Genomic DNA, 20,235 nt, shown 5'->3' on the forward strand with positions numbered 1-20,235 from the left:
TGCCGTGGACGGCCAACGAGACCGCGGACCTGGAGGAGTGGATCGACGCCGGCACTGACGGCATCATCACCGACTACCCGACGCGCCTGAAGGAGATCCTCGACGCCCGCGGTATCGCCTACCGGGCATAGTGAGGACAGCCGCCCTAGGAGAAGTAGGGCGCTCTGGCGAACACCCCGGGTGCGCCTCCGGAGTGGATGAACAGCACCCGGTCGCCGTCGGTGTACTCGCCGCGTCGGATGAGATCGACGAGGCCGGCGGCTGTTTTCCCGGTGTACACAGGATCCAGCAGGATGCCCTCCGTGCGGGCGAACAGCCGCACCGCCTCGACCATCTCCCCGGTGCGCAGCGCGTAGCCGGGGCCGACGTAGTCGCCCAGGGCAATGATCCGCTCACGGGGAACGGAATCAGCCCCGAGGAAGCCGGTCACGTCGCTGACGAGTTCGGCGACCTTCTCCTCCTGTGCGTCGCGGGCCCGGCTGACATTGATGCCGACGACGGGGGTGTGGCCGGCGTTGTTGGCGCTGTCGCCGCTGAACGTGTGCAGTCCGGCGACCAGGCCCGCCTGCATCCCGGTCGACCCGCTCGGGGTGATCACCGCGTCCCAGGTCGGCTGATGGTCAGGGAAGAGCTCCGCGGTCTGGGCCAGGATCTCCCGGGCACAGTCGACGTAGCCCAGCGCACCGAGGACGTTCGAGCCACCCACCGGGATGATGTACGGCCGTTTCCCGCGTGCCTCCAGTTCCGTGGCGAGCTGTTCGGCCCGTGCGGTGAGGTCGCTGCCGTTGGCAAGGACCTCAACCTGGGCGTCCAACAGGTCGAAGAGCAGGAAGTTCCCGTTGTACGCGGGCGGGTTCGCGCCGGGGCCGCCGGGGACCGCCGTGCCGTCCGGACCGAGGTCCTCCTCGAGCAGGAGGAGGCAGTCGAGGCCTTCGCGCCGGGCCGCGGCGAGGGTGAGGCGGCAGTGGTTCGACTGGACGCCACCCATCGTGATCAGTGTGTCCGCATCCTTGTCCAGTGCGTCGGCGACGAGGAACTCCAGCTTGCGGGTTTTGTTGCCGCCGAGGGTCAGGCCGAGCAGGTCGTCCCGCTTGACCCAGATCTCGGGCCCGCCGAGGGCTTCACTGAGACGGGGAAGGGGTTCGATCGGGGTTGGACCGTCGGTGTAGCGGCGGCGGGGCAGGGAGTCGAGGCGGGTGTGAGGGAACGCTGCGGAGTCCATGCCCGCCATTGTGCCTGCCTATGTGGGTAGCTTCAGTCGACCGGGCCGGTCGCGGTCCAGTCCTCGACAACAAGACCGGGAACGCGGGTGAACTCGCGGATGTTGTTCGTGACCATCGTATGCCCGGCCGCACGGGCGTGACCGGCGAGCAGAAGGTCATACCCGCCGATCGGTGTTCCGCGCTGTGCGAGTTCGGCCCGGATCTCACCCGCGTGCTCGGCGGCCCCCTTGTCGAAGGGGACGACGGTGAGTTGGGTGAGGAGATCCTCGGTCGCGATGCGGTTCCTCATCGGGTCGGAAGAACGGTCGGCGCCGTACCGCAGTTCTGACACGGAAATGGTCGACACAAGGAGGGAACCGTGCGCAGCCTTCATGCGGTCGCGCAGGGATGGGCGGGTGCGGCGCAGGGCGAACACGAGGATGTTGGTGTCGAGCATGTACCCGTTGCTCACCAGTCGCGCTCCTGCGCCCGTGGTTGGTCTCGATCAGCCAGGAAGTCGTCGGTGGGGGTGAGCCCGTTTTCCCACCAGTCATTGATATCTGCGCGAACCGGCATGATCACCCGGATGTCCCCGATGGCCACGACGTCGACATCGTTGACGGACTCGGGCATCGCGACATCCTTCGATAGGCGGACGGCCTGCGTCCGATTGCTGTAGAACAGCGACGTCCTGCTCATTGGTCATCCTTTCGGGGCGGATATACATAAGGTATATCCCATACTACTCGGGGTAAACACCAGGGCAAGGGCAGTCTCATCAGCAGGACCGCTGGGAGATCGCTTCGTTGCGGAGGGGGCGGAAACCGAGCGACTCGTTGATGTCGATCATGTACCGGTTCTCCTCCGCATCGGAGGTCAGGATTGCAGCACCGTCCGGTACCGCGTCACTCACCTGAACTCTCTCGCGCATCGATAAGAACCGGGACGTCTGGTCCGCACCGCCGATGCCCACCGGGTCGGCTACACCAGCACCAACGCCTTCCGGCGCGTGTTCGCGTCCTATCACGGGGAGTCGCCGAGTGAGTTCGCGACGCGGTACCGGGCGTAAGGGGTCGCGCCAGGGGGCAAGGATTCAGGCCGTCCCGAACCCGATTGTGAGGCCAACGAAACGACTTCACTGATTCTCGAGAGGGTGTCCATGGCGGCGTTCGACTCCTTCGTGGAGCTGCGCATCGCGGGGATCAGGGCAATGCTCGCCGGAGGATCCTAGGAATGTGATGCACATCACTGTAGGGTTCGAAGTATGTTCTCCAGGAGAAGTATCCCCGCAATCTTCGGGGCAGTCGCGCTCGCCGTGACCGTTGGGGTCCCCGCGGCGAACGCGCAGACCCAGCCGGCGCAGCCGACTCAGCCGTCCACCAACTTCATCGACGCTTTCGCCGAGAGCTTCATCGACCCCCACAGATCGCCGCCGGGTGCCAATGACTGGGACTGTGCACCGACTGAGGAGCATCCCAATCCCGTTGTCCTGGTCCACGGGACCTGGGAGAACGCGTACGACAACTGGGCGGGACTGTCCCCGCAGCTGGCGGAGGACGGCTACTGCGTCTTCGCCACGAACCACGGGATGGGTGAGGTCCTGAACAAGGGAGGGGTGGGGTCATTGCTGCCGAACACCTTCGGGACCACCGATATCGCGGCGTCCGGCGGGGGGATCGCCAGCTTCGTCGACAAGGTTCTCGCGGCGACCGGTGCGGAGGAGGTCGACCTGGTCGGGCACTCCCAGGGCGGACTGCTCTCCCGCCAGTACCTGAAATTCAACGGTGGGGCTGAGAAGGTCGATCATCCGGTCACACTCGGGGCGACCAACCACGGCACCACAATGTCCGGCATCGGGAACCTCGACCGGTTCATCGGCCAGCTCGGGCTGAACCTCGATCCGGCACTGGACTACGTGGTCGGGGAGGCCGGCATGCAGCAGGTCTACGATTCGCCCCTGCTCACCCGGCTGAATGCCGGTGGCGACACGATGCCGGGAGTGGACTACACCGCGGTCGCCACGAGGTACGACGAGGTCACCACCCCTTACCACCGCACGTTCCTGGAGGCCGGGGAAGGGTCCACGGTCAACAACGTCACCGTGCAGGACGGGTGCGCCGCCGACCACTCCGACCACATCTCGATGTCCTACTCGCCGCACGTCACGGACATCGTGCGGGACGCACTGACCCCCGGCAGCGTGCCGGACGACGCCAAACGCTGCACGCCGAACTCGCCGATCATGGGCGCGGGAACCACCGGGCCGACCGAGTTCCTCACCGGCCCCTTCGGCTGGCTGTCGGAGAACATGCACCCGATTCCGGACGATGCGGTGACGGGCAGCCTACCAAGTAGCTAAGGGGACCCTTGTTAATCCGTCCACCTCACCGTAGGTTGATGTGAACTGCGTAACTTGCGCAGTGAGACGTTTCCAACGAGGAGATCCCCATGTCCCCAACCCTTCGCCGGTCAGTGGTCACGGCCATTGCGCCGATCATCGCCGTGAGCATGGTGCTCGCCGGCTGCTCGTCCGACGACGGCGCCGACTCCACCGGAACCGGCAGCACAGACAGAGCGTCCGAGGGGGCATCCGCGGAGGACGAAGCGTCCTACCCGGTCACCTTCACCACCCCGTGGGGCGAATCCACCCTGACGGAGAAACCGACCCGGATCGCCTCCCTGGGCTACAAGGACGCCGACGTCCTTGCGTCGCTGGGGGAGACCCCCGTGATCATGGGGGACTCCACCGAGGAGCAGGAGTTCTACACGATGGAGGCCATGCCGGGGGAGCCGGAGGCCTTCTTCAGCTACGACGACGACAGCATGGCCCCCATCGAGGAGCTTGCCGCGGTGGAACCGGACCTCATCGTCGCCAGCAACATGGACCTCAGCCAGCACTACGACCAACTCTCGGCCGTCGCCCCAGTCATCGCCGCTGAAACTACCGACGACCTCGACGGGAACTGGCAGCAGACCACCACGAACCTCGGCAAGGCCCTCGGGAAGCAGGCGGAGGCCGAGGAGGTCATCGAGACCACCGAGCAGACCGCCACGGACATCAAACAGGAGCACCCCGAGTTCGACGGGAAGTCCATCTCGATGATCAACTACTTCGGGCTCGACCGGATGCTGTACCTCAACCCGGCGGGCACCGACCTGTCCGCGCTGCTCGGCAGCATCGGTTTCACCGATGCGCCCAACGCGGACAAGGAGTGGAAGGACCCGGTGTCCGAGGAGCGGATCGGCGACATCGCCGCCGACGTGATCGTGGTCATCGACAACTCCAACGGGAAGGCGGGGGACCTGGAGGACAACCCGCTGTTCAAGGAGCTGCAGGCGGCGAAGGACGGCAACGTCCTGGTGATCCACAACCACGCCTTCAACGATCCGCCCGAGGCCGCCTTCGATGTCGACGGGGAGAAGGAGGAGGGCAACCGCGCCTGGGCCGTCGGGTACCCCGGACCGCTGTCGACCCAGTGGGAGCTGACGACGCTGGCCCCGTTGCTCTCCGGAGTCATAAAAACATGACTTGTTTCGCAAACAACCTGACAGCATGAGCCACATCACGGTAAGTTGCTCCCCATGGCATCTAAGAAGAGCATTTTCATCTCCGGCGGCGCAGCCGGCATCGGTCGCGAGGTCGCACTCAAGTTCCATGAGGAGGGGTGGCTCGTCGGCGCATACGACATCGACGAGGCCGGCCTCGCCAAGCTCAAGGAGGACTACCCGGACATCGTCACCGGTCATCTCGATGTCACCGACTACGAGAGCTGGGAGAATGCCCTCGCGGACTTCACCTCCCACACTGGCGGCACCCTCGACGTGCTGGACAACAACGCCGGCATCATCGGCGACGGCGGCATCACCGACCAGGCGCCGGGCCTGATCGCCAAGACCGTCGAGATCAACGCCACCGGCGTGACCTTCGGCGCCAAGGCCGCCCACGCCTACCTCAAAGCCACGAAGGGTGCTCACCTGGTCAACATGGGTTCCGCCTCCGCCCTGTACGGCCAGCAGTTCATCACCCCGTACTCCGCGTCGAAGTTCTACGTGAAAGGCATGACCCAGGCGCTGAGCCTCGAGTGGCGCAAGGACGACATCCGCGTCCTGAACCTCATGCCCCTCTGGGTCAAGACCAAGCTCGCCGACGTGGAGGCCGCCTCCACGAAGCGTCTTGGTGTGCGGATCAAGACCGAGGACGTCGCCAACGCCGTCTGGAAGTCGGTCAACCCGAAGAACATCCTCGAGCGTCAGCGCCAGGACTACTCCGTGTCCTTCCCCGACCTCGCACTGCGCTGGCTGATCCGCTTCAGCCCGTCCCCGATCGTCCGCCAGGTCAACAAGCTGATCGGCGGGTAGTTCCGGAAGCGCATCGTCGGTCGACCCGTGTTCAGGGTCGACCGCTTTCGGCGAGTGCCAGACTACGGTCCCCGAATGTCATGCTCTGCCGCTGGTCACCGAAGGTGAACTCGAGCAACTCCTTCAGGTAGTTCTGGGTGTAGAGCCACGGTGACGTGTACCCCTGTGCCGGAAACTCGTCGGCACCACGTCGCAGGTATGCGGCAGCGAAGTCGAACAATGGCCGGTCGGCCGGCTCCGGTGGTGGAGCGGGGCAGTAGAACTCCTCGCCGCTCTTCCACAGTTTGACCATGTACCGGGACACAAGGTCGGAGCGCAGCGTCCAGGACCCGTTGATGTACCCCACGGTGAAGCTGAAGTTAGGGAGACCGGCGAGCATCATTCCGCGGTAGAGGACCTGTTCGCTGACCGGTAGGGCATGCCCGTCGATGCTCAGGGTCCCACCACCGAACACCAGCAGGTCCATGCCGGTGGCGGTGACGATGATGTCGGCGGGGATGACGTCACCGGAACCCACACGGATGCCGTCGGTGGTGAATCGGTCGATGGTGTCGGTGACGATGGCGGCGTTGCGGCCCAGCGACGAGAAGAGGTCGCCGTTCGGTGCCTTGCACACCCTCTTCTCCCACGGCTTGTGCCGCGGAGTGAAGTGCTTCCCGATCTCTCCGTCGTCAAGGTACCGGCGCTGCATCCGTCGCAGTGCCAGGGAGAACAGTCGCGGGGCACGCTGGCCGATCAACTGCTGCACCATGTCACGTACAGCATGGTTGAGTCGCGCAACGGGGTACGCGGCGCCCGAGGGGAGGACCCTGTTCCAGAAACCGCTGATCTTGTCCGCCTCCGGGAGTGGCGCAACGTAGGTGGGACTGCGCTGGAGCATCGTCACGTACGCCCCCTCCCGCTCGAGCGCCGGCACCAGTGTCACTGCCGTCGCGCCCGACCCGATGACGGTGATCCTGCGTCCCGCACAATCCATGTCCCCGGGGTCCGCGGGCCATTCCTGTGGATGGATGATCGTCCCACGGAAGTCCTGCTCACCGGGAAAGTCGGGTCGGTGACCCCGGCCGTGCGCGTAGTACCCGGAGGCGTAGTGGACGCGTCGGGCGTGGACCGTACGCTCGCCCTCGTTCGTCACAGCGGTGGCCGCGTACATTTTCTTGTCCGTCAGCCAGTTGGAGTCGCGGATCCAGGATTCCGTCCTGAGCCGGTCGAGGGCACCGCAGCGCGCGGCCACGTCACGGATGTACTCCTTGATGTCCGGCCCCTGTCCGAGAGTTCCCTCGTGCGGCCACGGAGCGAACGGGAACCCGTAGGTGGCCATGTCGGAATCCGAGCGGATGCCCGGGTAGGTGAACGTGTGCCAGGTTCCGCCGAGGTCGCTGTTGGCATCGTGAATCTCCCAGTCCCAGTCCGGAAACTCGTGCGCGACATGGTGGGCGAGGTCGATCCCCGAGAGACCCGCACCCACGATCAGCAGATCGAGCGGGTTCTCCGCGGTGCCGGTCGGTGTGCCCGACATGACGAGAATCCATCCTCCTACCCCGGCGCGGCGGAAATCAGCGGTTCATGTGCACGTGACATCGGCTGGGTATCTGCCGGTGTCAGCGGATGACTATGCCCGGGACTCTACCTCCGGTGAGTCGGGGTCGCCATCGTCAGCGTCAGCGTCGGCGTCGGACGTGTCGGACACCCCTCCGCCGCGTCGGTGTACCAGTCCGTCAGCGACGGATCGTCACTGTCGAACTTCGCTCCCGCCCCTTCCTCGGACGGCACCCGGTCGACGCCGAAGACGAAATCGTCCCCGTGCTCGTCGATGCCCCGGCGCAGACCCTTGGTGATCGCGGACCGGGCGTAGTTCCGCCGGATCGTCGCCGGGTCATTGTTCAGGTCCTTCCACCAGGACACCATCATCCCGATGATGATCAGGGCGAAGGGCAGGGAGCAGGAGACCATGATCGACTGCAGCCCCGACAGGGCGTCCTCCCCGCCGGCCAGCAGCAGGAAGATCGCGATCAGCCCCAGGGCGGCACCCCAGGTGATGGTCACGGCGCGGGACGGCACGGCGCGGCCGGACTGGGACATCGAGCCCATCACCACCGTGGCGGAGTCCGCGGCGGTGACGAAGAAGATCACCACGGCGATGATCACGACCAGCGACGTCACCGCCGCCAGCGGGAGGTTGTCCATGATGTCGAACATCACGTTCTCGCCGGAGTCCTCGATGGCGATCGGGTTGCCGTCGAGGGTCATCTTGATGGCGCTGCCACCGAAGATGACGAACCAGGCGGTGGAGATCGCGGAGGGCACCAGGACGACCACGGTGACGAACTGACGGATCGTCCTGCCCTTGGAGATCTTCGCGATGAACATGCCCACGAAGGGGGACCATGAGATCCACCACGCCCAGAACAGCATGGTCCAGGCGGTGACGAACTCGGACTCCACCTCGCCCTGGCTGGCGCTGACCTCGAGCATGCCCATCAGGTTCTCGGCGAGGTTGTAGACCGTGGTCGGCAGCAGATCCAGCAGGAAAAGGGTTGGTCCGGTGACCAGCACGAACAGGCTCAGGGAAATGACCAGCCCCATGTTGAGGTTGGACAGCACGCGGATGCCGCGCTTGATGCCGGTCACCGCCGAGATGATGAAGATGACCGTCAGGACGGACATCGCCACCACCACGTAGCCGTTGCCCTCCAGCGGCTGGCCGGTGAGGATCGAGGTGCCCGTCCTGATCTGGAGGGCGCCGATCCCCAGTGAGGTTGCCGTGCCGAACAGGGTGACCAGCACGGCGGCAACGTCGATGAGCTTGCCGAGGGCGCGGTTGCTGCCGTTGGGGAACACCGGCTCGAAGACGGCGGAGATCAGCGGGGGACGTCCACGGCGGTAGGTGCTGTACGCCAGCGCGCCGCCGACCAGGGCGTAGATGCCCCAGGCGAAACTGGCCTGGTGCAGGATGGCCTGCGACATACCGGGCAGCACGGCTTCCATCGTCCCGCTCTCTGCGTCGGTCGCCGGGGGCGCTTCGAGAAAGTGCTGCAACGGTTCCATCGGACCGTAGAAGATCAGACCGATGCCCAGGCCGGCGGCGAAGAGCATGGATATCCAGGAGGCGGTGGAGTAGTCCGGTTCGGCATTGTCCGGGCCCAGGCGGATACGCCCGGTGTGCCGGAAGGCGATGACGAACATGAACACCGCGCAGCCGACGGCGATGGCGCCGTAGAGCCAGCCGAAGTTCTGGACGACCCATGCCTGCATCGTGGACCCGGTCTCGGCGATATTGTCCGGGGCGAAGGCGGCCCAGGCGATGAAACCGATCGCGACGACCAGGGCGGTGACGAATACACCGGGCCTGGTCGGGAATTTCATGGCGGTGTCCTCGGCACTGATGCCGGGGACGAGGGCGGGGTGAATGGACTGTTTGCCGGTGGCGGCGCGTTTGAACGCCTGCCGTATTCGGCCGGAGTGGTGGTCCTGGGCAGGGGTGGAAGTCTCGGGATCGTCGGGGGATGCGCTCGGCATCTGGGGAGAGTCACTCCTTGGCGATTGTGGTTCTGTAGTCAGAAACGTTGCCCGACATTACAGGAAAGGTATCCACCGTTCACCGGATATCTCCCACCGCTGCGTCTCCGCTGATGCTTTGACCTGCGTGAACCAGTAGGTCTCGTCCGGTGCCCAGCCCGCGATCATCGACGCGGTGCCGCCGGACGCCCGGTCGCCGACCGGGATCGCCCGGGTTGCTGAGGACAGGTACGCGGCGGCAGTCAGGTGCACACCGTCGTAGTGCCGGGACACCGCGGCCCAGTCCGGGACCACCCAGCGCTGCCCGGAGCCCGACGCAACCGTTCCCCCGGTCACCTGGCCCCATTCCCGTTCCACGGATCCGGTGACGTCCAACGGGAACCGACGGCACAGCTCCGCCCAGTCGTCGGCTCCGGTGATCTCGTACGCCGCCGCGGCGCGCGCGGAATCCGGCACGTGCAGTCCGCGCACCCAGCCGTCATCGCGGAGGGCGTCCTCCAGGAACGCCAGCGAGGCCGGAACCTGCCGCTCGCCGTCGAACACCCGCCGCGCGGAGGACGGCACCGGGTGCGGCGGGAACGACCACCATTCGCCGCCCCGGCGACCTTCCGCCGGGCAGGTGGACTCACCGGTCACCGGTTCGCCGGGGTCATCGCCCCAGCGCACGGTCCACTGGTCGGCCATGTCCACCGGGGAGCTCCACCACCCGGTCAGGGAGGACGCGGCGATGAGCGTCGCAGCGTCCTGCAGCGCATCGGTGACGGGAGTGCAGGACGCCAGGACGTCCTCCCCGTCCGGTGGCTGCCAGTGCATGGCGCTGTCGACGGACATGCCCAGCGCGCGGAACAGCAGATCAGGGGTGGGGTCGGCGAGGGGCGTCTCGCGGATGCGGCGGGCCACGGCATCCGGCGGCATGACCTCGGGGTACTCGTTGCCGTAGGCGGTCGTGGCGAGCTCCGGGAACTCGCCGGGTTGATCCGACGGAGCAGTGAAGCGGCCGTAGGTCCTGCCGGTCTGAGGGCCGAGGTGGTGGGAGGCCTGGAAGACCGCCGAATGGAACGGCAAGGGGGCCCCGGCGGGCAGCGGGACTTCTTCGCTGAGCCGTACGTACTCCATCAGCAGGCGTCGGCCGCGGGGACCGGCGAGCAGGTCATCGGGGGTCATGGTGGTCCAGGGTAGCCCTGACACGTGTCATGGGCAGAAGGTGACCGGGGCCCTGGATAGCGGGGTGTGAACCCCGTTGACTGGAGGCATGAGCACCACAGACACCGCCATCAGAACAACCGGCCTGGGCAAGACCTTCAAGGGCGCCGAGGGACCCGTCACCGCGCTGGACGGTGTCGACGTCACGATCAACACCGGCGAGATCGTCGCCCTGCTCGGCCCCAACGGCGCGGGCAAGACCACCCTGATCGACCTCGTCCTGGGCTTGACGAAACCGACGAAGGGCACCGTCGAGATCTTCGGCACCCCGCCGGGGAAAGCCATCAACGGCCAACGCATCGGGGCGGTGATGCAGACCGGGGGACTGCTGCCGGACGTCACCGTCGAGGGGATCGTGAAGATGATCGCCTCCACGCTGAAGAACCCCCGTCCGGTCGACGACGTGCTCGGGGAAGCCGACCTGATCCGCCTGCGCACCCGCCTGGTCGGCCGCTGCTCCGGGGGCGAACAGCAGCGCATACGCTTCGCCCTCGCCCTGCTCGGCGACCCCGACCTACTCATCCTCGACGAACCGACCACGGGCATGGACGCCACCGCCCGCCACGATTTCTGGGAGTCGATGCGTGTCCAGGCGGACCAGGGCATCACCATCGTCTTCGCCACGCACTACCTGGAGGAGGCCCAGAACTTCGCCCAACGGATCGTCCTGCTCGACAGCGGCGGGATCATCGCCGACGGCACCCCCTCCGAGCTGCAGAAACTGGATTCGGACGTGGTCGTGGAGTACGACCTGGACGGCACCCACTACCGCGAGACCACGGAGGATTCGGACGCGCTGGCCCGCAGACTGCTGACCACCACGGACGCCACCGACCTCCGGATCAACTCGCACACCCTCGAGGACACCTTCATCCGCCTGACCCGGAAGACCGGCAACAATGGAAGTGAGAAGTCATGAGCACCGCAACCACCACCGTCCGCTTCGCCCTCCACGACCTGCGACGTCTCCGGCGGGACGTCTCTATGCTGTTCTTCTCCATGGTGCTTCCCGTCGTGTTCTACCTGGTCTTCGGCCAGGCGATGGGCTTCGGGGACGACCCCATCGGCAACGGGAACGTCAAGGCCTACATCATGATCGGCATGGCACTCTACGCCGGGATCACCGGCGCCACCGCCGCCGCGGGCCAGGTCGTGGTCGAGAGCCAGACCGGGTGGGGGCGCCAACTGGCACTCACCCCGCTGACCGGTGGCCAGATCCTCACGTCCCGCCTGCTCGGCATCACCATCCGGGCCATCCTGCCCGTCCTCGCGGTCTTTGCCGTGGGCGCGCTGACCGGGGCGGACATGCCGTACGGGGCCTGGGTCGGCGCAGGGGTGCTGTGCGTGGTCGGTTCGATCCCCTTCGGCTTCTACGGCATGATCTGGACGCAGCTGTGGCCCACGGAAACCTCCGTCGGGGTCGCCAGCACCACCATCGTCATCCTGGCGTTCCTCGGCAACATGTTCATGCCCCTGCCGGAAGCCATGATGGGCATCGGACGCTTCACCCCGCTGTACGGGGTGGTGTCCCTGGCCCGCTGGCCGCTGACGGACGGTGCCCAGTCCGTCCAGTTCAACCAGGGTGAGGTCACCGACCCGCTATGGTGGGCACTGGTGAACTTCTTCGCCTGGTCGGCACTGTTCATCGTGGTCGTCCTGGCGTTGCACAACAGGGAGAAAGGTCGGCAATGAGTCGCGTCCCCCGGGACTTCGACGGCACGGGCAGCCTGATGGCATCCATCTGGCTGGTGCTGCTGCTCATCCCCGCGTCCGCTTTCGTGGCGTCCGACGCGTCGGGGGCGAGGACGGTCGCCGGGATCCTCCTGCTGGTGCTGTTCTCGGCGGTGTACTCCGTCGCCTTCGGGTTCATCGAGACCGTCCCACGGCGGCTGACGATGCCGCAGAGGTTCGCGTTCTGGTTCGGGCTGCTCGCCGCCATCGCGGTCGCCACTGTCCCGGTCATCGGGGCGAACGCCGCCTTCCTGGTCCCCTTCTTCACCGCGATGCTCGCGTTCCCGCTGCCGGTGCGGGTCAGCCTGCCGTCGTCGGTGGTACTGGTTCTGGCGTCGACCGGGCTGTTCTGGTTCATGGAACCGGAGTCGATGCCGTGGGCGATGATGGCCACGGCGGTGTCCCCGGCCCTCATCTACGTCATCGCGCAGGCCGTCCGCCGCGAGGAGAAGCGGAGTCGGCTGGAGCATGACCTGGCGATCTCCCGGCAGCGCGAGTCCATCGCCGTGGACGTCCACGACCTGCTCGGACACTCGCTGACGGTGGTGACCCTGAAGGCGGAGGTCGCGTCCCGCCTGGTCGACACCGATCCGGCCGCGTCGAAGGACGAGATGGACCAGATCGCGCGGATCTCCCGCACCGCCCTGGCGGAGGTCCGCTCCACGGTGACCCGCATGCGTTCCCCGGACATCGAGGGCGAGATCGAGGCCGCGCGCCGCGCACTGGACACCGCCGGTATCGCGGCGGCGCTGCCGTCCGATGTCTCGGTGGCCGGCACCAACGCCCGCCTGTTCTCCTGGGCGATCCGCGAGGGCGTGACGAACGTGGTCCGCCATTCACGCGCCGGACGCTGCGAGGTGCAGCTCGGCGGCGACCGCGTGCAGGTCACCGACGACGGGGTCGGGTTCGACGACACCGGCTGTGGTTCCGGGCTCGCCGGTCTGCGCGAGCGGGTGGAGGACGCCGGCGGCACGCTGACGGTCACCACCGCGCCCGGGGACGGGACGACTCTGCTGGTGTCGATGACGGGGGAGCCGCGATGATCCGCGTCCTCATCGCCGATGACCAGGACCTGGTCCGTGGAGCGCTCGCCGCGCTGCTGGGGACGGAGAGCGACATCGAGGTCGTCGCCCAGGTGGGACGCGGCGATGAGGTGCTCGCCGCCGTCGTCGACAAGGACGTGGACGTGGCGCTGCTGGACATCGAGATGCCCGGGATGACCGGCATCGAGGCGGCGGAGGTGTTGACTGGTTCCTCCGCTGCCGCGTCCTGCCGCTCGGTCATCGTGACCACGTTCGGACGTCCCGGCTACCTGCGCAAGGCCCTGGCCGCGGGGGCCAGCGGCTTCGTGGTGAAGGACACCCCGCCGTCCCAGCTCGCCGAGGCGGTGCGGCGGGTCGACCGGGGACTGCGGGTCGTGGACCCCGCGCTGGCGGAGGAGTCCCTGTTCACCCCGGAGTCGCCGCTGACGGACAGGGAGGTGGAGGTGTGCCGGGCGGCGCTGGGTGGTGCCGACGTGAAGGGGATCGCCGCCGAGGTGCACCTCTCCCCGGGCACGGTGCGCAACCACTTGTCGTCGGTGATCGGCAAGACCGGGACGTCCAACCGCTTCGAGGCGGTCAGTATCGCCGAGAAGAACGGGTGGTTGTGATCAGCGCGATGTTCACCAGCGCGACCGCCACGCCGACCAGGAACACCGCCGGGTAGCCGACGGTGGGGGCGAGCAGGGCGATGATGAACGGGGCGAAGAACCCCAGGTAGGTCGCCGCGTAGAACACGGCGGTGAGCGCGCCGAGCTCGTGCGGTTCGGCGATGCGCTGCACCTCGCGCAGCCCGGAGACCATCAGGATGCCGTACGCGGTGCCCAGCACCATGGCGGCCGGGACCAGGATCCACGGTGATTCCGTGGCCACTACCGCGAGTCCCAGCACCATCCCGAGGGAGGCGGTGACCAGACCGGTGACGGCGGGGTGCACGCGTCCGCCCAGGCGCAGGCGTCCCGCCCAGGGCTGGACGAACGCGCCGGTCAGCATGGTGGTTCCGGCGATCACACCGGTGACGGCGACATTGCTGCTGATGTCCGCGGTGACCAGCGGGGCGAGCACGGCGAAGGACGTGGTCGCGCAGCCGAACGCCCACGGAGCCCACGCGGCGACGGAGAGAAGGAAGCGGGGGTGGACGGCGGTGCGGGGGAGGAATGGTCGGCGTCCATCCCCCTGTCGCTGGCGCTTCACGGTTGCCTCCGGGGTGGCCCACACCAGCGGGGTCAGCGCCAGGACCATCACCAGGTGGATCGCCAGCGGGGTGACGTCCGGGCCCGGGAGCCATTCGGCGACCGGCCCCGAGACCAGGGGTCCCACGCCGAACCCGGCGGAGGTGGCGACCGTCGCGCGCCGGGCGGCCGCGCCACCGGCGTCATCCGGGGTGACCTCCGTGAGCCAGGATGCCCCGGCGGCCAGCACCAGGCCGACGGCGACACCGGTGAGCATGCGTCCCACGCTGAGCAGGACAGGGCCGGTGACGGTGTCGACGCCGAGGTGCGCGCACAGGGTGACCAGGGAACCGGCGGCGGAGAACAGCAGCGCGGGACGAACCACGGCGCGGCGTCCCCTCCGGTCGGACATTGGGCCGCCGACGATGAGGGCGGGGATCAGTCCCAGGACGTAGATCGCGAGGATGAAGTTCACCGGGGCGTCGCCGAGGTGGTGGACGTCCTGCATGACGGGCAGGAGCGGGGCGAAGAGGTTGGCGCCGAAGGCGACGGCGAACATGCCCAGGGCGATGCGCATCCACGGGGGTGTCATGGGTCACACTCTGGCACGGTGTGCGTGGCCCCGGTGTCAGCGGGGGTGGATCGGGAAGGGCTACTCCCCTTCGTGGACCCCCTGGACGATCATGCCGGTCTGCGACGCGCCCTGTGCGCAGGCGTCGGGCAGGCCCTTGAGGTCGCCGAGCTGCATGGAGACCACGTCGAGCACCATGTCGTCGCCGACGGCGGTGAGTTCGCCGCCGGGGATCTCGACGGCGGACTGGTCACCCTCGTTGGTGAAGTTCGTGTCCTCGGGGAAGACGAGGGGGCGCGGGTTGTTGTCGCCGCCCCGGGCCCCGGTCTCGCGGAAGGCGAAGCAGGACCCGGGGCCGACGGCCAGCTGCCCGTAGGCGGTGTAGGTGTCCTCCTCGGCATCCGGTGGGGTATCGGTCGTGGTCAGGCCCATGGGGTTGGCGCCCCTCGCGGACACGGTCACGTCCCCGTTTGCCGTGGCGGACTCGTGGGCCTGCTCGGACTCGCTGGCGGCGGCCTCGGACCGGTCACCTCCGGGGCTGTCGCTGTCGCCCCCGTCGTCGCTGCAGGCGGTGAGCGCGATCATCGCGGCTGCGAGGACCGCGGCTGCTCTGGTTCCACGTCGTATCGTCAAGGCTCTTCTCCACTCTCCGTACTCGCTGCGCCACTCTTCCCGTGACGCTGCCCGGATGCTTCCAGGTGTACCAGGGTAGCCGTGGCGTCCCCCTCAGGTTGGGGTCGGCACGGATGTCCCTGGGCGCCTACGCCCCCAGCAACCGCCGCAGGACGCGGACCACCCCGTCGTCGGTGTTCGCCGGAGCCGTGTAATTCGCCGCCTCCGTGATGCCAGGGTGCGCGTTCGCCATCGCGAAGGAGTAGTCGCCCTCGCGGATCATCTCCAGGTCGTTGAGGTAGTCGCCGAACACCGCGGTGCGTTCCCGCGGCACCCCCAGCTCGGACTGGAGTTCCCGCAGTGCGGCACCCTTGTTGGCCGCCGGGTTCATGATGTCGATCCAGTTCACCCCGGAGATCACCACGGCGGTTTCCCCGTCAACCTGCGGTGCGGCGGCGGACTGGCCGGTGAACAGCAGTGGCGCGGCGGCCTCGGCGGATCCGTAGGCGAAGACCGCGACCTTCACCACGTCCGGGTTCTGCTGGACCAGGACCGCGTCCAGGTCCTCGACCTGCGCCATCGAGTGGTAGTACTTCGAGGCCTCGTCCAGGAACTCGGCGTCCGTGCTCTCCACGTAGCCGACCTCCGGCGCGCAGACCACCACGCCCAGCCGTACGTCGGAGTCGGCGACCGTGCGTGCTGCGCCGATGATGTCCCGCACCGTGTCATGCGCGATCGGGGACGTGGACACCACCTCGCCGTCGTGCATGACCACCGTGCCGTTCTCCGCGAGGTAGGTCCGGATGCCGTGCTCGGCGAACATGGAGCGCAGGGTGGCGTACTGCCGTCCGGACGCGGGGACCACCACGGTCCCGCGGTCCTGCATCACCGGCAGCAGCTCCCAGAAACCCTCGGGAACGCACCCCGACCCGTCCAACAGGGTGCCGTCCATGTCCAGGACGACCAACCCCAGGTCAGCGGGGTGTTCGGCGGAGAAATCGAGATCGGTCCAGGGGCGGGGTGTGCGCTGGGATTCTGACGTCATTACCCAATGGTCCCACATCAGTTCCGCTACACTTCGGCACCATGGGTATCCAGTTCCGTAAACGTGAGAAGATCGATGACGACTCCTGGGTGAACTACTCCGGCGGTGGCGCGTCCTACTCCAAGCGCTTCGGCCCGCTCACCGTGAACTCGCGCGGCGGGTTCTCCGTGCGCGGGCCCGGCGGCCTGAACTACCGGGGCCGCTGGAAGAAGAGGTAGCCGGGCAGGACGCAGCTACAGCTCGTCCACCTCATCCGGGTCAGGGGACTCACGCCGTGCCGCGGACGCCAGGGCGGCACGGAACGCACGTACGCCCGGATGATCCGCGTAGCCGTCGCGCACCGCGGTGAACAGCTGCCGGTTAGGGGACCCCGGCATCGCCAGCGCCTGGGTGTGGTCCAGGTGCGGGCCCGCCAGCAGGGCGGGGATCATCGTCACCCCGTGCCCGGTCCGCGTCATGTGCGCGCGCAGAATGGGGTCGGACGTCTCGCACTTCACCCGCGGCTCCACCCCGGACTCGCGCAGGACGGCCCGCATCCACCTCCCGCACGGCATCGACGCCGGCTCGACGATCCACGGCGCCTCCGCAAGGTCCGCGAGACTGTCCAGCTCCTCCGCCGCGTCACCGCCGAAGGACCACCGCCCGGATGACGGGAGCACCAGCAGCATCGGATCGGCGAACAGGTCCTCCCGGTGCAGTCCGGGACGCACCGGCTCCGGCTGGCCGGGGAACTCGTCACCCAGCATCAGGTCGAAGGAGTGCGCGAGGACGCCCTCGAAGGCCTCGCCGACCTCGCGGTGGTAGACCTCCACGTTCAGGTCGGGGTGACGCCTCTCCAGGAGGGTCAGCGCCGCCGGAAGGATCGTGGCCAGCGCGGACTGGAAACTCGTGACCCGCAGTGTGCCCTGCACGCCGGGGCGTGAGGCGGCGAGCTCGGACTCGGCGGTGTCCAGGATGCTCATCACCTCGCTGGTGCGCTCCGCGAGCTGCTGTGCGGCGGGCGTGAGCCGGACGCCGCGTCCCACCGTCTCCAGCAGGGGGACGCCGGCCTCCTTCTCCAGCTGACTGAGCTGGTGGGACACCGCGGACGGCGAATAGTGCAGCTCACGGGCGACGGCGGCGAGGGTGCCGCGCTGGTGCAGTTCACGCAGCAGTGTCAGGCGGTGAATGTTCAGCATAATTCACCATTATCGTTCATATCCTTGAGATAGACGAACCATTGGGGTGGGCCTGACAATGTGCCCATGAGCATTGCACGTTCCTCCACCCTCGTCCTCGCGTCCTGCGCATCCCTGCAGTTCGGCGCGGCGACCGCCGTCAGTCTCTTCGACTCGCTCGGCACCTGGGGGGTCACCTTCCTGCGGCTGACCGTCGCCGGGGTGATCCTCCTGGTCGTCGCCCGGCCGGCCCTCCGTGCATGGAAGGCCGGCGACTGGCGCGCCGTCGCCTTCTTCGCCGTGATGATGGCCGGCATGAACGGGTTCTTCTACGCCTCGCTGGCGTTCATCCCGATGAGCGCCGCGGTGGCGATCGAGTTCACCGGGCCGCTGATCTTCTCCGCGCTGACCTCACGGCGGCGAGGTGACCTGGTGTGGGTTGCGCTCGCCACCGCCGGCATGGTCGTGCTCGCCGTGGAGACCCTGTCCGGGAAGGCCGACCTCGCCGCGGAGGGCGTTGTCTTCGCCCTGGTCGCCGGGATGTTCTGGGTCGGCTACATCGTGGGTTCCGCCGCGGTCGGGCGCCGTATCCCCGGCACCGGTGGCCTGGCCGTGGCCATGGTCCTCGGCGGTGCCATGCTCGCCCCCTTCGGCGGGCCCGCGGTCGAGGGCATCGCCGTGGAGCCGTGGTTGGTGGTGCCGGTCGTGGTCACCGCCCTGCTCGGCTCCGTCATCCCCTACACCCTGGAGCTCGCCGCACTGCGTCAGCTGCCCGGGGCGGTGTTCAGCGTGCTGATCAGCCTGGAACCCGCTTTCGCCGCACTCGCCGGGTTCCTTCTGCTGGGCCAGGATCTCACCGCGATGCGTGCGGTCACCATCGTCCTGGTCATCGCCGCGTCCGCCGGAATCACCTGGTCCGCGCACACCGCGCAGCTCAGGCAGGCTGGGCAGGCTGGGCAGGCTGCTCCGACTGCCCCGACTGCTCCCCGAGCGAAGCGGCCCGGTCGGCTGCTGCCACGGCGTCGTCCCCGAACACCATCTCGTCCGTGACGTCCCCGCGGGACAGCTCCGGCCACTCCCGCAGGTAGTCCTGGCGGTACAGCCAGGGTGAGCGGTCCCCCTGACGTGGGGTGATGTGCTCCGAACGCTTGATGTAGCCCGCCTCGAACTCCAGCAACGGCTTGCGCCCCACGTCCTGTCCCGGGATCACCGGCGCCGCCAGCGTCTCGCCCCGGTTGAGCATGTGGTGCCACAACCGGACCACATAGCGGGCGGTCAGGTCCGCACGTGTGGTCCACGACTGGTTCAGGTAGCCGACGGTGAAGCTCATGTTCGGCATCCCGGACACCAGCACCCCGCGGTAGGCCACCAGGCCGGACGGGTCGACGGGCTCGCCGTCCACCGCCATCGCGGCCCCACCGAAGAGCTGCAGCTGCAGCCCGGTGGCGGAGATGACGGTGTCGGCCTCCAGGACGGTGCCGTCCTCCAGCCGGATGCCCTCGGGGACGAAGCGGTCGATCTTCCCGGTGACGACCTTCGCGCCGTCATTCTTGATCGCCGAGAAGATGTCGCCGCCGGGGGCTTTGCACACGCGCTGGTCCCAGGGCTTGTACGGCGGTGTGAAATCGCGCTTGACCTGGCCCGGCTTCAGCCAGACCAGTTGCAGCGCCCACACATAGGCGGCGAATACCGGCGGGGTGAGCCGGGCGGTGTACCACTGCACCATGTCGCGCAGGATGTGGTTCGCGCGGGAGATCTTGTGGGTCAGCTTCGCATTCCTGCTGCCCGGCAGCACCGTGCTCCAGATCGTCTTGATGGTGTCGACTGTCGGGACCGCCGCCACCCAGGACGGGGTGCGCTGCAGCATCGTCACGTCCGCCCCCGCCTTTGCCAGGGCGGGCAGGACGGTGATTGCCGTGGCACCGGAGCCGATGATCACGATCTTCCTGTCCCTCACCTCACCGGCGGTGTCGGGGTGCCACGCCTGGGCGTGGATCAGCTCGCCCTCGTAGTCCTCCTGCCCGTCGTAGTGCGGCAGGAAACCGTCCCGGTGGTCGTAGTAGCCGCAGGCCAGGTGCAGGCGACGCGCCCGCAGGACGGTCTCCTCGCCGGCCTCCGCCGGGGCGTCCGGCCTGTCGTCGGGGCCATGGCGCCACGCCTGGACGGTGGTGATCTCCCAGTGCGGGCCGTGCTCCTCGGCGGTCGGGCCGCGGGTGACGAAATTCATGGACTTCATCCACGTGCTGAAGCGGATACGCTGCAGGAACCCGTCCTCGCGGGCGGCGTCCCGCAGGTACTCCCTGATGTCGCCGCCCTCGCCGAGGGTTCCCTCGTGTGGCCACGGCTTGTAGGGCAGGGAGAAGCTGGTCATGTCCGAATCGGAGCGGATGCCCGGGTAGGTGAATGTGTTCCAGGTGCCGCCGATGTCGTCGTTGGAGTCGATGATGGTCCAGCTCCAGCCGGGGAACTCCTTGACCACGTGATGGGCCATGTCGATGCCCGCGATGCCGGCGCCGACGATCAGGAGGTCGAGGGGGGCGCCCGCGGTGCTTCCAGTGGTGCTGTGTGGTGTGGTGCTCATACTCCGTCACACTACCGGTGCGGAAACGAAACATCCGGCGGTT

At 67.7% G+C, this 20,235-nt stretch carries 21 protein-coding genes; 9 read left to right on the forward strand and 12 right to left on the reverse strand.

Annotation, left to right across the window (positions count from 1 at the left end):
* Window positions 1-145 precede the first annotated feature (145 nt).
* The 4 genes from ACTIL2_RS12775 to ACTIL2_RS12790 form a co-directional block, all read right to left on the reverse strand.
* Window positions 146-1,222: a D-cysteine desulfhydrase gene (locus ACTIL2_RS12775; protein WP_442337848.1), complete on the reverse strand. Its 1,077-nt coding sequence runs from the start codon at window positions 1,220-1,222 to the stop codon at window positions 146-148.
* A 32-nt stretch (window positions 1,223-1,254) separates the two neighbouring features.
* Window positions 1,255-1,674: a type II toxin-antitoxin system tRNA(fMet)-specific endonuclease VapC gene (vapC, locus tag ACTIL2_RS12780; protein WP_442337849.1), complete on the reverse strand. Its 420-nt coding sequence runs from the start codon at window positions 1,672-1,674 to the stop codon at window positions 1,255-1,257.
* Window positions 1,671-1,901, reverse strand: a complete 231-nt coding sequence (vapB, locus tag ACTIL2_RS12785) for a type II toxin-antitoxin system VapB family antitoxin (RefSeq protein ID WP_442337850.1) — start codon at window positions 1,899-1,901, stop codon at window positions 1,671-1,673. Before vapB ends, vapC begins: the two co-directional genes overlap by 4 nt.
* Window positions 1,902-1,980: 79 nt before the next feature.
* Window positions 1,981-2,115, reverse strand: a complete 135-nt coding sequence (locus ACTIL2_RS12790; RefSeq protein WP_442337851.1) for a hypothetical protein — start codon at window positions 2,113-2,115, stop codon at window positions 1,981-1,983.
* A gap of 351 nt (window positions 2,116-2,466) precedes the next feature.
* Between ACTIL2_RS12790 and ACTIL2_RS12795 the strand changes: the two genes are divergently transcribed.
* From ACTIL2_RS12795 to ACTIL2_RS12805, 3 genes are all read left to right on the forward strand, one after another.
* Complete coding sequence (locus ACTIL2_RS12795; RefSeq protein ID WP_442337852.1) at window positions 2,467-3,561, forward strand: esterase/lipase family protein; 1,095 nt, start codon at window positions 2,467-2,469, stop codon at window positions 3,559-3,561.
* An 89-nt stretch (window positions 3,562-3,650) separates the two neighbouring features.
* Window positions 3,651-4,730 (forward strand): iron-siderophore ABC transporter substrate-binding protein, encoded by a 1,080-nt coding sequence (locus ACTIL2_RS12800; protein ID WP_442337853.1) that lies wholly within the window; start codon window positions 3,651-3,653, stop codon window positions 4,728-4,730.
* 54 nt (window positions 4,731-4,784) lie between these two features.
* Window positions 4,785-5,561, forward strand: coding sequence for an SDR family oxidoreductase (locus ACTIL2_RS12805; protein ID WP_442337854.1), 777 nt, complete (start codon window positions 4,785-4,787; stop codon window positions 5,559-5,561).
* 31 nt (window positions 5,562-5,592) lie between these two features.
* On the opposite strand, the gene ACTIL2_RS12810 is transcribed toward ACTIL2_RS12805, so the two are convergent.
* The 3 genes from ACTIL2_RS12810 to ACTIL2_RS12820 form a co-directional block, all read right to left on the reverse strand.
* Complete coding sequence (locus ACTIL2_RS12810) at window positions 5,593-7,080, reverse strand: flavin-containing monooxygenase (RefSeq protein WP_442337855.1); 1,488 nt, start codon at window positions 7,078-7,080, stop codon at window positions 5,593-5,595.
* 107 nt (window positions 7,081-7,187) lie between these two features.
* A complete protein-coding gene (locus ACTIL2_RS12815; protein ID WP_442337856.1) occupies window positions 7,188-9,080 on the reverse strand; it encodes a BCCT family transporter in 1,893 nt (630 codons plus the stop codon).
* A 57-nt stretch (window positions 9,081-9,137) separates the two neighbouring features.
* Window positions 9,138-10,244: a hypothetical protein gene (locus tag ACTIL2_RS12820; protein WP_442337857.1), complete on the reverse strand. Its 1,107-nt coding sequence runs from the start codon at window positions 10,242-10,244 to the stop codon at window positions 9,138-9,140.
* Window positions 10,245-10,332: 88 nt separating this feature from the next.
* Here ACTIL2_RS12820 and ACTIL2_RS12825 point away from each other — a divergent pair, with 88 nt between their 5' ends.
* From ACTIL2_RS12825 to ACTIL2_RS12840, 4 genes are read left to right on the forward strand one after another with little or no spacing between them, the layout of a single operon-like run.
* On the forward strand, window positions 10,333-11,202 hold the full coding sequence (locus tag ACTIL2_RS12825; RefSeq protein WP_442337858.1) for an ABC transporter ATP-binding protein: 870 nt from the start codon (window positions 10,333-10,335) through the stop codon (window positions 11,200-11,202).
* Entirely contained in the window at window positions 11,199-11,975 is a 777-nt protein-coding gene (locus tag ACTIL2_RS12830; RefSeq protein ID WP_442337859.1) for an ABC transporter permease, read from the forward strand. Before ACTIL2_RS12825 ends, ACTIL2_RS12830 begins: the two co-directional genes overlap by 4 nt.
* Window positions 11,972-13,057, forward strand: coding sequence for a sensor histidine kinase (locus ACTIL2_RS12835; protein ID WP_442337860.1), 1,086 nt, complete (start codon window positions 11,972-11,974; stop codon window positions 13,055-13,057). The genes ACTIL2_RS12830 and ACTIL2_RS12835 overlap by 4 nt, the downstream gene beginning before the upstream one ends.
* Window positions 13,054-13,665, forward strand: a complete 612-nt coding sequence (locus ACTIL2_RS12840) for a response regulator transcription factor (RefSeq protein WP_442337861.1) — start codon at window positions 13,054-13,056, stop codon at window positions 13,663-13,665. Before ACTIL2_RS12835 ends, ACTIL2_RS12840 begins: the two co-directional genes overlap by 4 nt.
* Here the strand turns inward: ACTIL2_RS12840 and ACTIL2_RS12845 are convergent.
* From ACTIL2_RS12845 to ACTIL2_RS12855, 3 genes are all read right to left on the reverse strand, one after another.
* Window positions 13,634-14,818, reverse strand: a complete 1,185-nt coding sequence (locus ACTIL2_RS12845) for an MFS transporter (protein WP_442337862.1) — start codon at window positions 14,816-14,818, stop codon at window positions 13,634-13,636. The two genes, ACTIL2_RS12840 and ACTIL2_RS12845, sit on opposite strands and share 32 nt — an antisense overlap.
* Window positions 14,819-14,878: 60 nt before the next feature.
* Entirely contained in the window at window positions 14,879-15,430 is a 552-nt protein-coding gene (locus ACTIL2_RS12850) for a hypothetical protein (protein ID WP_442337863.1), read from the reverse strand.
* Window positions 15,431-15,557: 127 nt separating this feature from the next.
* Entirely contained in the window at window positions 15,558-16,454 is an 897-nt protein-coding gene (locus ACTIL2_RS12855; protein ID WP_442337864.1) for an HAD family hydrolase, read from the reverse strand.
* A gap of 41 nt (window positions 16,455-16,495) precedes the next feature.
* Between ACTIL2_RS12855 and ACTIL2_RS12860 the strand changes: the two genes are divergently transcribed.
* On the forward strand, window positions 16,496-16,672 hold the full coding sequence (locus ACTIL2_RS12860) for a DUF4236 domain-containing protein (protein ID WP_442337865.1): 177 nt from the start codon (window positions 16,496-16,498) through the stop codon (window positions 16,670-16,672).
* 15 nt (window positions 16,673-16,687) lie between these two features.
* Here ACTIL2_RS12860 and ACTIL2_RS12865 read toward each other — a convergent pair whose 3' ends face one another.
* Entirely contained in the window at window positions 16,688-17,632 is a 945-nt protein-coding gene (locus tag ACTIL2_RS12865; protein WP_442337866.1) for a LysR family transcriptional regulator, read from the reverse strand.
* Between the two features lie 66 nt (window positions 17,633-17,698).
* On the opposite strand from ACTIL2_RS12865, the gene ACTIL2_RS12870 reads away from it, so the two are divergent.
* Window positions 17,699-18,661, forward strand: coding sequence for an EamA family transporter (locus ACTIL2_RS12870; protein WP_442337867.1), 963 nt, complete (start codon window positions 17,699-17,701; stop codon window positions 18,659-18,661).
* On the opposite strand, the gene ACTIL2_RS12875 is transcribed toward ACTIL2_RS12870, so the two are convergent.
* Window positions 18,546-20,192: a flavin-containing monooxygenase gene (locus tag ACTIL2_RS12875; protein ID WP_442337868.1), complete on the reverse strand. Its 1,647-nt coding sequence runs from the start codon at window positions 20,190-20,192 to the stop codon at window positions 18,546-18,548. The genes ACTIL2_RS12870 and ACTIL2_RS12875 overlap by 116 nt on opposite strands.
* Window positions 20,193-20,235 lie beyond the last annotated feature (43 nt).

It is taken from the genome of Corynebacterium sp. (assembly GCF_052107835.1).
In the GTDB taxonomy this organism is placed as follows: Bacteria; Actinomycetota; Actinomycetes; order Mycobacteriales; family Mycobacteriaceae; genus Corynebacterium.

Coding starts and splice junctions, on each gene's coding strand:
- ACTIL2_RS12855 (WP_442337864.1), bottom strand. CDS start 16,454: ATGACGTCAGAATCCCAGCGCACACCCCGCCCCTGGACCGATCTCGAT.
- ACTIL2_RS12860 (WP_442337865.1), top strand. CDS start 16,496: ATGGGTATCCAGTTCCGTAAACGTGAGAAGATCGATGACGACTCCTGG.
- ACTIL2_RS12870 (WP_442337867.1), top strand. CDS start 17,699: ATGAGCATTGCACGTTCCTCCACCCTCGTCCTCGCGTCCTGCGCATCC.
- ACTIL2_RS12865 (WP_442337866.1), bottom strand. CDS start 17,632: ATGCTGAACATTCACCGCCTGACACTGCTGCGTGAACTGCACCAGCGC.
- ACTIL2_RS12840 (WP_442337861.1), top strand. CDS start 13,054: ATGATCCGCGTCCTCATCGCCGATGACCAGGACCTGGTCCGTGGAGCG.
- ACTIL2_RS12820 (WP_442337857.1), bottom strand. CDS start 10,244: ATGACCCCCGATGACCTGCTCGCCGGTCCCCGCGGCCGACGCCTGCTG.
- ACTIL2_RS12805 (WP_442337854.1), top strand. CDS start 4,785: ATGGCATCTAAGAAGAGCATTTTCATCTCCGGCGGCGCAGCCGGCATC.
- vapB (WP_442337850.1), bottom strand. CDS start 1,901: ATGAGCAGGACGTCGCTGTTCTACAGCAATCGGACGCAGGCCGTCCGC.
- ACTIL2_RS12835 (WP_442337860.1), top strand. CDS start 11,972: ATGAGTCGCGTCCCCCGGGACTTCGACGGCACGGGCAGCCTGATGGCA.
- ACTIL2_RS12825 (WP_442337858.1), top strand. CDS start 10,333: ATGAGCACCACAGACACCGCCATCAGAACAACCGGCCTGGGCAAGACC.
- ACTIL2_RS12800 (WP_442337853.1), top strand. CDS start 3,651: ATGTCCCCAACCCTTCGCCGGTCAGTGGTCACGGCCATTGCGCCGATC.
- ACTIL2_RS12845 (WP_442337862.1), bottom strand. CDS start 14,818: ATGACACCCCCGTGGATGCGCATCGCCCTGGGCATGTTCGCCGTCGCC.
- ACTIL2_RS12815 (WP_442337856.1), bottom strand. CDS start 9,080: ATGCCGAGCGCATCCCCCGACGATCCCGAGACTTCCACCCCTGCCCAG.
- ACTIL2_RS12795 (WP_442337852.1), top strand. CDS start 2,467: ATGTTCTCCAGGAGAAGTATCCCCGCAATCTTCGGGGCAGTCGCGCTC.
- ACTIL2_RS12810 (WP_442337855.1), bottom strand. CDS start 7,080: ATGTCGGGCACACCGACCGGCACCGCGGAGAACCCGCTCGATCTGCTG.
- ACTIL2_RS12775 (WP_442337848.1), bottom strand. CDS start 1,222: ATGGACTCCGCAGCGTTCCCTCACACCCGCCTCGACTCCCTGCCCCGC.
- ACTIL2_RS12875 (WP_442337868.1), bottom strand. CDS start 20,192: ATGAGCACCACACCACACAGCACCACTGGAAGCACCGCGGGCGCCCCC.
- ACTIL2_RS12830 (WP_442337859.1), top strand. CDS start 11,199: ATGAGCACCGCAACCACCACCGTCCGCTTCGCCCTCCACGACCTGCGA.